This is a genomic window from Maridesulfovibrio pacificus (SeqCode) (assembly GCF_048612815.1).
Taxonomy (GTDB): Bacteria; Desulfobacterota; Desulfovibrionia; order Desulfovibrionales; family Desulfovibrionaceae; genus Maridesulfovibrio; species Maridesulfovibrio pacificus.
The window spans coordinates 594,116-606,995 of the sequence record NZ_JBLZNE010000001.1 but is presented as its reverse complement, the minus strand read 5'-3'; the positions used below and the strand labels follow the sequence as shown (position 1 = coordinate 606,995).

The window sequence follows — 12,880 nt, the reverse complement described above, 5'->3', positions numbered from 1 at the left end:
GCGACATACTTTAACATTTGAAGAGGAAGCCTGTTACTATGACTTACCGTAAAGAGGGGCTATGAGATACTATTTAAAAATCATCACAATATCTCTGACAGCAATGTTGTTACTTCCTGCATACTCTTTTGCAGCAAGACAGCTGACCTTTGCTACAGACCCCTTCCCTCCTTACTACTACAAAGATGCCGGCGTAGATAAAGGACTACAGGTCGAATTAGCTAAAGCAGTTTTTGGAAAGATGCACACCCGATTCGACATCAAATTCCTTCCGTGGAAAAGAGCACTGCTCATGGCTGAATCCGGCAAAGTGGACGGTATTTTCGGTTTGCGAAAAACAAAGGAAAGACAACGATGGTTGATCTACCCCGAAGAACCGTTGATGCTCATAACAACATCAATATTCAAACGAATTGAGGACCCCTTTGTATATACCGGGATACCTTCGCTTGAAGGTAAACAGATCGGGACAACAAAGGGATATACATACGGGATAAAATTCGACAACAGCACTCTGTTTCATAGGGATGAGGTAAAAGACTTACGTCACAATTTCCTAAAACTTATGGCCGGACGAGTTGATCTGGTTGCCGGCTACCTTACGGTGGGCAATCATATTTTAAAAAGCATGAATCTGGAGGATAAGATTGTAGCCTGCCCTATTGCGATTCATACAACCCCACTCTACATAGGATTCACACGCAAACCGGGTAATGGGAAAATAAGTCAGGAATTCTCAATCATTTTGAAAGAATTCAAAAAATCAAAAGAATGTGAAGAAATTATGAAACAAGCCGGTATTAATAAAGAAATGCCCTCACCGTGCAAATAGTATTGCAGCATCAATTAGGCATGGCTGGATGAACACAAAACCCATACTCCGGAACCGATCAGCAATATGCCAAATACGGACGTAAGTGATATGTGTTCCCGGTAAATCAGGGCCCCCAAGGGGGTAAGGCAAGCCATAACCACACCGTTAACCAAAATCGGTAAGGTATTCACATTCGCCCCGGCTTTGTATGTAAGCAAAACACCTATCTCGATCCCGAAAACAGCCAGACCTAACAGCAGAACCGGCCAGTTTTTAAAGTTTACAATGTCCAGCATTTCTATTTTTCCGGTCTGGAAATACATTCCCGCCAGACTGAAAATCATGGCTATGGCATATGCAAAAGCAAGAGAACCGAAGAAAGAGCCGCCACCGGCAATACTTTTTTGGGCAAGGTGATAAATTACGGAAGAAGCTACAACAACCGCAATTGAACCGTATAAAGCAAACATTTAAATTTCCCCTGAAATGAAGTAGTGATTTAGTATGGGAGGATAACTACTCCTGCTTATTAACTTTTACCACTGAAAACTATTCATTCCCTGTATGAGCAAAACTAATCCTTCCAATCTTGATCTGAATTTGCTGGTCATACTCGACACGATTTTTACCGAGCGTAACCTGACCCTTGCCGGAAACAAATTGTTTATGACCCAATCCGCTGTCAGCCACGCCCTTTCCAAACTGCGTCATCACTTTGATGACCGTCTATTTGTACGCCGTGGCAATATCATGGAACCGACCCCGCTCTGTAAAACAATACACCAGAATATTGCTCCCAGCCTGAAAGCAATTAACCAGTCACTTGCGGATAGAGGCGAATTCGACCCGGCTACGTCCAAAAGAACATTCAGCCTCGGGCTCAGTGACTATCTATGCAAGCTGCTTCTTCCTGATATATTACGAATGATTGATACCAAAGCCCCCGGAATCTCAATCCGCATAATGCAGACAACATATGAAAAACGTGAGGAAATGCTTCAAAACGGTAAATTGGATGTATTTCTTGGTTGCCCCAGAAATTACGGAGCCGGAGTACTCAAGGAGAAACTGTTTGAAGATAGAGAGGTGTGTGTTGTCCGCAATGACCACCCGATAAAAGGCAATTTTATGAATGAAGAAGAAATGGCCGCCAATGAATTTGCAGCCCTTTCACTTTCCGAGTCTGGGTTGGGATTTCTTGAGGATTACCTGTACCGTAAGGGTGTGCAACGAAAAATAAAAATAGTATTGCAGCAGGAAACAGTGATTCCTTCACTTGTGGAAAATTCGGACCTTGTAGGCAGTATAGCCCAACGTCTGGCGGAAATGTATACATCAAAAGGACATTTACGCATTGTCCATATGCCCCTTGAAAGCACTGAATTCGACGTATCCCAGCATTGGCATTCTCTAAATGATAGTGATCCTGCGCAACAATGGATACGCTCAGTGATTAAGGAGGTTGCGTCAACACTGCCTCCACTGGGTAAAAAGTGAGTTTATAACTGGCAATTAGTTTACAACACTGCAAAAAAGATGATATTTTTTTACCCAGCTAAAACAGTCTTTATCAGTACAATATTTGCGTAAATAATTTTTTTTATTTTATAATTAACACCCCAGAATGAGAATTTCCCGAAAAAGGAGAAAACATGCCAGAAAAACTGAAATTAACCTTATCCATAGCTGTGATTTTCCTGACGGCCGTTGCCTCAGTTGTCATGGCTGCTTTTTTCCCGACTGCTGAATCTGGGATATCCCTCTATCAAATAATCGTTTTATGTATTGCCGTTGCAGCTACAATACTTGCATTTATTTCCCTTAACTCCGGGCTGAACGGTCAGCAAGAGACTCTGTGCAACTACCTCATAGACCTAAGCAAGGGCAAAACTAAAGCCTCTATTCCTGCCAGTCTTGATGACAATATTACTCAGACAGCTCAAAAAGCAGGTAAAGTAATCCATGAATTAGCTGAAAACTTCAATAAAACAAAAGAAGAAGCTGAAGACCTGCGCAACGAGTTAGGCAAAGCTAAATCAGATATTGAAAAGGCCCGCAAAGAACTTGCAGATCAAAAAGAAGTCTTAGACTCCATCAGCAAGTCCGCTGCAAATGCCGGTGGCATATCAGGAAAACTTTTCGAAGGAATTGAAGAGCTCAGTGCACAGGTTAATCAGGTTAACGCAGGTATGGAACTGCAACGTGACCGGATAACCGAAACAGCAACAGCAATGGAAGAAATGAACAGCACTGTTCTGGAAGTTGCCCAGAACGCAGGTCTTGCAGCCAACAGCGCTTCTCAATCCAAAGACAACGCTGTTCACGGCGCTGAGGGTGTTGCAGAAGCAATCCAATCTTTTGAGCAAATCAAGGACACCATCCTTAACCTTAAGGAAACCATGGGTACCTTGGGCGAACAGGCAGATAACATTGGTCAGATCATGACCGTTATTACCGATATTGCCGACCAGACCAACCTGCTGGCCTTGAACGCCGCAATTGAGGCTGCCCGGGCAGGTGAAGCCGGACGCGGATTCGCAGTCGTTGCTGACGAAGTCCGTAAACTTGCTGAAAAAACAATGGACGCAACCAAAGGTGTTGGAGAGGCTGTCTCCAAAATTCAGGAAAATGCCCGTGAAAACATCGCCGCTGTTGAATCTGCAGCTGAAGATATTGTGAACTCAACCGAGTCCGCAGCTAAATCCGGTGAACTCATGGAAGCAATTGTGGGAATCGTTGACGAGACCAACACTCAAGTTGAATCCATTGCCGCAGCAAGTGAAGAACAGTCCGCAGCATCTGAAGAAATCAACATGGCTATCAGCGACGTAGCAAGAGTTGCTTCCGAAACCTCGGAAGGCATGGCAGCATCGGCCCATGCTCTCACCGAAATCGCCAGCGTGGTTGAAGAGCTGGACTCAATTGTACAGGGAATCTCATCCGGCAGAATTGTTGATACCAGTTCCGGTAAAATCGTTGAATGGTCGGACGACCTTTCAGTTGATGTGCGCATTATTGATGAACATCACATGAAACTGCTTGACCTGATCAACGAACTCTACGGGGCCATGCGCCAGCGTAAGGCTGACACCGTTATTGGTGAAGTTGCAGAAAGACTGCTTGAATACACTATCTACCACTTCGGATACGAAGAGAAGATTTTCGACAAACATGGATACCCCGAAAAAGAGCCGCACAAAAAACTGCATAAAATCTTCATCGATAAAATCGCTGATTTTAAAGACGATGTTGAAAGAGGCAAAGTTACTGCCTCAACCGATATTATCCGCTTTCTTAAAGACTGGCTCATCAAGCACATCATGGTTGTGGATGCCAAGTATACCGACTTCATGCATGAACATGGATATGATTAGACTTAACTAATACAAAGTACAAAAAGAGGCCCTGAAACATATGTTTCAGGGCCTCTAATTTTTGATGTAAATAAAAGTTATGCTTTACTCAAAAAATCCTTAATTCCAGCACCAAGACGCTTAATGCCTTCAACTATATGCTCTTCATCAGAGTTTGAGAAGTTGAGACGGAAAGTATTCTCGCCGCTACCGTCCACATAGAAAGGACGACCGGGAACAAAGGCAACCTTGTTCTTGATAGCCTCATCAAAAAGATCCATGGAAGACATTCCTTCCGGCAAGGTAACCCAAAGAAACATGCCGCCTTCAGGACGGGTGACTTTAGCCTCAGCCGGAAAATATTCCTCAATGGCCTGCACCATAGCCGCACGCTGGTTACCGTACCGTTCACGAATTTTCTCAATATGGTTATCAAGAGGATTATCAGTAACATACTGATGCATAACCCGCTGTGCGAATGTGCTGGTATGCAAGTCAGAAGCCTGCTTGGCGATAATCAGCTTATCGCGCATTTCCCCGCCGCAGACCATCCAGCCGAGACGGAAGCCCGGAGCTGCAACCTTGGAAAAAGAACCAAGGAGAATTCCATTCTCTTCGAGGTAGCCGCGTACAACAGGCTTTTCAAAATCACCCATAAACCGGAGTTCACCGTAGGGATCATCCTCTACGAAAAGAATATCGCGACCTTTGAGAAGATCTGCCACACCCTGCCGTTTTGCCGCACTGTAGGTCAGACCCGAAGGATTCTGGAAATTGGTTACAGCGTAGAACATCTTAGCTTCGTTCTCGTCCAGCACTCTTTCCAACTCGGCAAGGTCAGGACCATCTTCCTCAAGGCCTACGGTAAGGAAGTTTGACTCAAAAACCGAAAAGGACTGGATAGCACCAAGATAACCGGGACGTTCAATAACAACATTATCACCGGCATTGAGAAAAACCTTGCCCAGCAAGTCCAGACACTGCTGTGAACCGGAAGTAATCAAAATTTCATCCGCATCGACCTTAATGCCTTTCTTCTCCATGTAGCGATCAGCAATATACTGACGCAAAGGCTGAAAACCTTCTGTTGTAGAATACTGCATGGACTGCGGACCGCTTTCACGCATAACTTTAACTGCAGCTGCTTCAAGGTCGGCTACAGGAAAAAGTTCAGGATTAGGCAAACCTCCGGCAAAAGAAATAATTGAAGCATCTTCAGTTACTTTCAAAATTTCGCGGATAAAAGACCTGTGTACTGTGGACATACGGTCTGCAAATTTAACGGGCATTTGAGCCTCCTTGAGAATATGTGATGCCGAAAAAAAGGCATAAGATATTATGCCACTACAAAATACAGCAGTGGAATTTCGGCAGTTCGTTGCTTATTTTCGGATAAAATAAAGGGATGCGAACGTTGGAATGAAAGAAAGCATACTGATTTTCATTTAGAACACAAGTAGCAAAACAGTTTTTTTACAGCAGTACAGAAAAAATAACTCTTAAGCTAGAATATTCAGTATGGATTTCTCTAAATCCACAAAAAGTAAAGGCTTGGCAATATAGTCATCTGCACCTGATTCCGTAAATTTTTCAGCATCACCGGACATAGCGTATGCAGAAATAGCAATAATGGGTATATGGCGCACTTCTTCTCCTATTGCACCGGAACGGATCCGGCTTATCATTTCTACCCCATCCACTACAGGCATCTGAATATCGATTAAAGCTAAATCATATTGATCCCCGGCAAGCATATCCAGCGCTCTCCCCCCATTTTCAGCAATATGAATTTCATACCCCATCTTTTCGAGCTGCTTTTGAATAGCGAACCTGCTGATCATATCATCATCAGCTATCAGAATCTTCAAGGCCTGCCCCTTTTCAACAGCGCTATCATTTTCCACAGTCATAAGGGGCATCGTAAACGCAAAGACCGTCCCTTCTCCCAGAACACTTGCAACAGAGATTTCACCGCCCATCACTTTTAAAACCCGCTTGCAGATGGATAATCCCAAGCCCGCCCCTTGAAAACTGCGCTTATAACTACCGTCACCCTGAATAAAAGGTTCAAAGAGCTTATTCTGCATACTGTCGGCAATCCCTATTCCAGTATCCTGCACTTTAAACAAAAGAGTTTTGGGCCGTTTCTCATCCAGAATGACCTCTACATCCACTCTGCCGTGTTCGGTGAACTTTAAGGCATTACCGACAAGATTAACCAGCACTTGCTGCAAACGCAGAGCATCGCCATCAACTGTCTCCGGTACTTCAGGACTGACATCAAAATTTAAAACAATACCTTTCGCTCGTGCCTCCTGCCCGAACAACTGTCTAACCGAATCTATGATCTCTGATATTTCGAAAGGAGCTATCTGCAATTCGATGTGCCCTGCTTCAACCATTGTAAGATCAAGGATATCTGTAAGCAAAGAACTCAATCTGCTGCTGGATTTCAAAGCATAGTCAACATACTCTAACTGTTCAGCATCGAGTTCAGTTGTTTTCAAAAGTTGAAGCATGCCCATTATCCCATTGATAGGCGTACGTATTTCATGGCTCATATTTGCGAGAAATTCAGATTTTACCTTACTTGCAGCCTCTGCCTGTTCTTTACTTTTCAACAAGGCATCGCTCATAATTTTATGAACAACAGCATCAATTGCTGTGGTTGCCAGTTGATTAACAACTTCCGTATCTTTCTTAGAAAACTTTCGACCCTTTTTGCATAAACCCAAAACGGCAAAAACTTTACCTTGATATAACACAGGGGTGACTAAAATATATTTCATGCGTTCATGCTGAAATCCTTCATGCAATTCATTTTCCTTAATCGCGATATTATAAATTGAGCAACACTTACGATAGCATTCTGAACACCAATCATCAAACATTGGAGCGTCCAGAATATTCCTTTCATATTTGTTACGTAAGGAAAAATTCAGCTTAGCCTGTTCATCAACATCAATGAGAAAATCTTCGGACTCTATGAAACGAAAAAAAACATATTCACTACATGTAAGCCTCTCCACCTCTTCAAGAGCACGTCCGATAATTACATCCACGCTGTGCTCAATGGAATATTCTCGAAGCATCAGCCGTGATTTCAGCAATTGCTCCATGAGCTTACGTTCTGTTGTATCCTGCCCAACAGCCTGAAAACGAACAGCTTGCCCGTTTTCATTAAAAAAAGCGCGATTCGTCCATTCATGCCAACAAATCTCTCCATCCCTGACAACCTCATGAACATGAGTAAGGACCGGATTTTCAGGGGTAAGATTTAGATACCTGCCTTTGACAGTATCCACTGAATCTTCAGGTAGGAACTCTAGAAATTTGTAGCCCACAAGCTCTTCTTCATTTTTACCGAAGTAATCGCAATATGCCTTATTTACATACGTAAGAGTACTATCCGGTAAAAACTCACAAATCATAGCCGGCAACAACTCACCGAGTTCTTGGTGATTATTCATTTCAGACATAAGATTCTTCCCATCCAAAAAGCTCAAATTACCGCCATTAATCCTTATTAAAGAACATATCACAACAGGACAAATAAGCACATAAAAAAGAGAGGGGGACAGGTATTTACCTGTCCCCCTGCGGGTTAGATGATAAGGAGATGGGAACTAATTATTCATCTGTGATTCGATCCATTCTCTTACTTCGGCGTTTATGGGATAATTTCCCTTGAGACCGCCGACCGACTTCCTGAACCTTTCAGCAATGTCCTTAGGCAGTTCAATGCTCATCAGTTCACGAGCCTCTTCCGAGTTCCTGCGTACGAAAAGCACTCTCGGCTTGTCGTCCCACAGATAAACGGTGAAATAGTTTGTATAGTCATTCTTGGATGTTACCGGTGCAAACTTGGAATCCCAAGGATGGTTCCCCCACTCAAGGTAAAGGGTTACAGCATCTTCAGGAGTCATTTCCCAATCGATGTCCCAGTTCTTATAATCTCTAAGGCTTCCCATAGTTATCTCCTTACTCTAAAAAATATTTTAACTAATCGGTTTCCCATCAACCTTGATTAAATAATAACAATTACTATTAGTGAGTCAAGAGATAAATTTCATTAAATTTGAATTTCTGTACTATATGAATTAACCAAGCCCGATAGAAAACAAACAAACCCAATAATATTAAACATTAAGCAATCATGGCGAATCAAGCATATCCAGTTCCTTTAAAAAATATCCGGACCGAAGAAACCATAAAAAAAAGCCGTTTTATCTGTGATATTAGGCCAGTAACAACAAGAGAAGAGGCAAAAGAGTTTATCGCCTCCATCAAAAGTGAGTTTCCTGATGCCCGCCATCACTGCTCTGCTTTCATAGCCGGACCGCCTCAAACCGGAGACATGGGCATGAGTGATGATGGAGAACCACAAGGGACCGCAGGTAAGCCCATGCTGCAAGTTCTGCAAGGCAGCGGCATTGGGGACATTGCAGCAGTGGTTACAAGGTATTTTGGAGGGATAAAACTCGGAACAGGAGGGCTTGTACGAGCTTATTCCGGTGCAGTGCAACAGGGATTGGAAGCCCTTGAAGTGGTCATGAAAGTTCCCATGCGTATACTGACTCTTGAAATTTCATATGCACAGGAAGGCATGCTACGGCGCATGCTCGATGAATACCGAGCCGAGATAGAAGAACAATCTTTCGGAGCCAGCCTGATGTTTACTCTGATCATGCCCTCAGATCAGGTGGAAGCCTTTTGCGCAAGGATTGTGGAAGACACCAACGGGACAGCAGAACTGTTAGTGGAAGAAGAAGATATTTGGAGATAAATAAAAACCCCTCGCTTCACATGAAGCGAGGGGTTTAAATATGACTTACGGTTTTACTGTCAGAGTATATCTATTGTCCCAGTCGATGTATTTATTAATCAACTCGCGAACTTGAGCGGCATCAGTCTTGGAAGCCCGCTCGATTATTTTTTGGTCAAGATTCGGCTCGAATCCCTTTACTATCAGGCTGGCCGCTTCCCGGCTTCGGGAAAGCAGACTCTGATGTTCCTGATAGTACTCACCGCGCAGGATATTGCGGGCGCGCAGGATTTCATCTTCCGGTAAATCATTCTCTTTGAGCATCTTCACAGTCTTATCAAAACCAGCCATGGCCTGATCAAGCTGTTCCGGCTTGGTTCCGATGTAAAAAGCCATGAATCCGGTCTTGGGGGCCTGCCAGAGGAAAGCGGTGACGGTGTAGCCAAGGCCCTGCTTGTCACGCAGATCACGGAAAAGTAATCCGCTCTGCCCTGCAAGAGAAGCCCGGAGCAGGGAAAGTCCCGCAGTAGCTTCTTCATCTTCCATACCCGGAACCGGAAAGATAACCATCAGATGAGCCTGATTACGATCCGGCAGGGTCATGGTCAGGTCTTTTTCCACTCCCCAATGAGGAGCAGGCACTGCCACTGCAGTATCTTTCACTACCAGCTTGCCATCCAAATCCTTTGCAAAAGCCGCAAGAGCTTCTCGGTCATAATCACCGCAAATGGAAATTACGAAAGGACGGGAGGATTGTTTCTTCCAATAAGCAATAATCTCATCGCGAGAAAATTTTTCCACATTCTCGGGCATACCAAGGTGGAAATATGAATAGCTGCCGTCTTTATAAAGGAACGGAAAAATATTCCTGAACGCAAGACTCAGAGGGCGATCCTCTTTACGCTTGATTGCAGAAACCTGATCCTGCTTAGCGCGTTCCAGCTCCTCTTCAGCAAAGCGCGGACTGGTGATGAGTTCGCTGATGAGCGGCAACATATCCGCAGTAAATCGGGACGGGAACTTTGCATTGATAGCAAAGACTTCACGCCCGGCAGTTGCGCCGAGGGATGCTGCACGATCAGAGACAAAATCTTCCAGCTCTGTGGCATTCAAACTTTTAGTTCCGCGAGTCAAACTCTGCGAAACCATCGCTGCAAGCCCCTGCTCTTCAGCAATGAGGTCTGCGTCTCCGCCCACCCAGTACATGGACATGGCGGTGTACGGCAGGGTCTCATCTGGAATGAAGACAAGCTTGCTGCCGTTAGCCAATTCGATAGTTGCAGCATCACCCGGACCAGCAGCTTCAGCTTGCGCTTCAGCCTTGGCCTTAGCAGGCCAGTTCGCAGCAACGGCTTTCTCAAATTCCTGAGCGTCAGCCTCAACGCCTTCAGGCATGAGCATGCAAGCAGCCAGCTTTGTGGGATCAAAATATTCATCATAAAGCTGCTGCAATTGATCACGGGTTATATTGCGCAGATCGTACAGGTAGTTTTCCTCAGCCTGCTGCCCGCCTTCAAAAAACTGGAAATATCCCAACTTCGAAGCCAGACCGGAAAGAGTCTCCTTGGTCAGGAACAGGGAATCCTCAAGATTGATCACTACGCGATCCATTTCGCGATCAGTAAAATCACTGAAATCAACGGATGAAAGTTCAATCATAAGTTCTTTCCAGAACTCTTCGACTTTATCCGCATCAAGTGTGGCGAAGACATAAAGCATCCCGGCTCGTTCCAGAGTCAGGGATGATACGGAAATGCTGTCCACCATGCGCTTTTCATACTTGAACTTGCGGTAAAGGCGAGAAGTTTCACCGCCGCCAAGAAGCTCACACATTGTTTCAAGTCCGGCTATCTGGGAAGAACTCAGACCGGGAATGGGAAAAGCTGCTCCGATATACGCCTTATTCCATTTTCCGGGAACAACTTTGACTGTGGTCTCACCGGAAACGGGAACAGGAAATGCTGTGGGCGGAACAACCGGATTGACGGACTTACGGTTACCGCAAAGTCTTTCCGCTTCCTTAACAACCGCCTCGGGGTCAATCTTACCCACAACACTAAGCAGCATTGACTGCGGCTGATACAGACGGTCAATATAAGCGTGAATATCTTCAGCTGAAATACCTTTAACCGTGTCGCGGTATCCGATGATAGGCCACTGATAGCTGGTATCTTTCCAGACGATAGACTGCAAAGTCTTAAAAATCCTGCTGCCGGGATTATCTTCTCCCCGTTCCAGCTCTGAAAGAACCACTTCCCGCTCGGATTTCAGTTCCTTAGGATCAATCTTAGCGTTGAAGGTCATGTCAGTGACAATATCCATACCCAGCTTCCATTCATTCTCAGGGACTTCCACGTAATAAACAGTGTAGTCAAAGCTGGTTGCGGCATTCATATCACCGCCCACGGATTCTATCTCAAGGGCGGTTTCACCGGGACCACGGGTTTCGGTTCCCTTAAAGACCATATGCTCCAAAAGGTGGCTGATCCCAGCCTGCCCCGGCTCCTCATAAGAAGATCCGGCATGCACGAAGAGACGTACATTGACCAGCGGGAAACGATCATCTTCTTTAACAAGGATGGACATGCCGTTCTTAAGCTTGATCACGTGCGGACCTTCGCCTGAAGCAAGTGCTTTCTTGATCTCCTCACTGAGTTCAGCGGAAGCGGCATTTTCTGCCACAATATCAGCAACTGGCTGAACCGCAGGGGCAGCTCCAGATTCATTTTCGTTTAATCCGGCGGCTACATCGGCCTTTTTATTAACATCTATCTTTTCCACTTTGCATCCGGTGCTCATCAGAAGCACCCCGCAAAGCAGCATAAAAATACATAATTTTTCAAAATCAAATCCTTTAACGGCTGCTACAGCCTTCGCATTTTGTTGAGGGACCATGTCTTTTAAACTCCAGTATGTCAATCAGGTTTGAAGTACAAATTATCTTAAAAATAGAGGGAGACTGAAAAAATCCCGTATACACAAAGAACAAATTAAGCATCGCTTTCGCCAAGGTCAATGCAAGGACGAAAATAGACACAAAACCCCAGAACAAAGACCCCACTATTACGAAAAACGTAAAACGGACTTTCAAGTCCGTAATTACAAGCCCTTACCTACAATAAACAATGTTTATGTTGATTGACAAAACAACATATGAAGTACATTATCACCGGCGCGGAAAATACCAGTTGCGAGGTATTTTATTTCAATTATTATACGGAGGTGCTGATGTCTTTCAATTCTACTGTCGCTCCTGTCAAACGAGGCAAGAGTGACGCGATTCTGGACTGGCTCCAGATGTTTTCAGGGGTGGCTCTTATCATTTTTGTATTTATGCATATGAGCCTTGTTTCTAGTGTAATTTTCAGTCCATCCATCATGGACACTATCGCCCACACCTACGAGGAAAACTATATGGCCCAGATCGGCGGGCCGCTCCTTTTCCTGCTATTCCTCTTTCATTTCTACCTTGCCGCGCGCAAGATTCCCTTCAGACTTGAAGGACAGAAAACCATCTGGAAGCATGCCAAAATGCTCAAACACCGTGACACATGGCTTTGGGTTGTCCAGGTTGTTTCCGCCATGCTGATTCTGGTTATGGGCGCTATCCATATGTGGGCAGTACTCAGCGACCTGCCCATAACTGCGGCCCGTTCCGCTGAACGTATTCAGTCAGGACCGTGGATTTTCTTTTACCTTGTACTGGCTCCGCTGGTGGTCATGCACGTGGTAGCCGGCCTCTACAGAATCGCGGTCAAATGGGGATTCATTAAGGATTACCAGCGCGGAAGACTGAACAAGTTCGCCACCGGACTCGCTGTATTTTTCATATGCATTGGCCTGGCCACTCTGGCACGTTTTATGACCTTGAGCACATAATATTTAGCTGCAACCCTTTGCAGAACGGCCGTCTACGTATTGTAGACGGCTTTTTTTTGCTTCAATTTC

General features: G+C 44.8%; 10 protein-coding genes. 5 read left to right on the top strand and 5 right to left on the bottom strand.

What is annotated here, in order from left to right; genetic code table 11:
* Window positions 1-61 precede the first annotated feature (61 nt).
* Entirely contained in the window at window positions 62-832 is a 771-nt protein-coding gene (locus tag ACNI23_RS02990; protein ID WP_420246657.1) for a substrate-binding periplasmic protein, read from the top strand.
* Between the two features lie 14 nt (window positions 833-846).
* Here the strand turns inward: ACNI23_RS02990 and ACNI23_RS02985 are convergent, their stop codons facing one another.
* Window positions 847-1,284, bottom strand: a complete 438-nt coding sequence (locus ACNI23_RS02985) for a hypothetical protein (protein ID WP_420246656.1) — start codon at window positions 1,282-1,284, stop codon at window positions 847-849.
* Window positions 1,285-1,378: 94 nt separating this feature from the next.
* Here ACNI23_RS02985 and ACNI23_RS02980 point away from each other — a divergent pair, with 94 nt between their 5' ends.
* A complete protein-coding gene (locus ACNI23_RS02980; protein WP_420246654.1) occupies window positions 1,379-2,311 on the top strand; it encodes a LysR family transcriptional regulator in 933 nt (310 codons plus the stop codon).
* Window positions 2,312-2,466: 155 nt separating this feature from the next.
* The gene (locus ACNI23_RS02975; protein ID WP_420246652.1) at window positions 2,467-4,188 is read left to right on the top strand and encodes a bacteriohemerythrin; all 1,722 of its coding nucleotides are present in this window, start codon (window positions 2,467-2,469) and stop codon (window positions 4,186-4,188) included.
* A gap of 77 nt (window positions 4,189-4,265) precedes the next feature.
* Here ACNI23_RS02975 and ACNI23_RS02970 read toward each other — a convergent pair whose 3' ends face one another.
* From ACNI23_RS02970 to ACNI23_RS02960, 3 genes are all read right to left on the bottom strand, one after another.
* Entirely contained in the window at window positions 4,266-5,456 is a 1,191-nt protein-coding gene (locus ACNI23_RS02970; protein WP_420246651.1) for an aminotransferase-like domain-containing protein, read from the bottom strand.
* Between the two features lie 210 nt (window positions 5,457-5,666).
* Window positions 5,667-7,646 (bottom strand): ATP-binding protein, encoded by a 1,980-nt coding sequence (locus ACNI23_RS02965; RefSeq protein ID WP_420246650.1) that lies wholly within the window; start codon window positions 7,644-7,646, stop codon window positions 5,667-5,669.
* A gap of 147 nt (window positions 7,647-7,793) precedes the next feature.
* Window positions 7,794-8,138 (bottom strand): DVU0772 family protein, encoded by a 345-nt coding sequence (locus ACNI23_RS02960; protein WP_420246649.1) that lies wholly within the window; start codon window positions 8,136-8,138, stop codon window positions 7,794-7,796.
* Between the two features lie 185 nt (window positions 8,139-8,323).
* Between ACNI23_RS02960 and ACNI23_RS02955 the strand changes: the two genes are divergently transcribed.
* Window positions 8,324-8,953, top strand: a complete 630-nt coding sequence (locus tag ACNI23_RS02955) for a YigZ family protein (protein WP_420246648.1) — start codon at window positions 8,324-8,326, stop codon at window positions 8,951-8,953.
* 45 nt (window positions 8,954-8,998) lie between these two features.
* On the opposite strand, the gene ACNI23_RS02950 is transcribed toward ACNI23_RS02955, so the two are convergent.
* Window positions 8,999-11,827 carry a M16 family metallopeptidase gene (locus ACNI23_RS02950; RefSeq protein ID WP_420246647.1) on the bottom strand — a complete coding sequence of 943 codons (2,829 nt, stop codon included), beginning with the start codon at window positions 11,825-11,827 and terminating at the stop codon, window positions 8,999-9,001.
* Window positions 11,828-12,160: 333 nt separating this feature from the next.
* On the opposite strand from ACNI23_RS02950, the gene ACNI23_RS02945 reads away from it, so the two are divergent.
* A complete protein-coding gene (locus ACNI23_RS02945; protein WP_015851348.1) occupies window positions 12,161-12,811 on the top strand; it encodes a succinate dehydrogenase/fumarate reductase transmembrane subunit in 651 nt (216 codons plus the stop codon).
* Window positions 12,812-12,880: the final 69 nt, after the last annotated feature.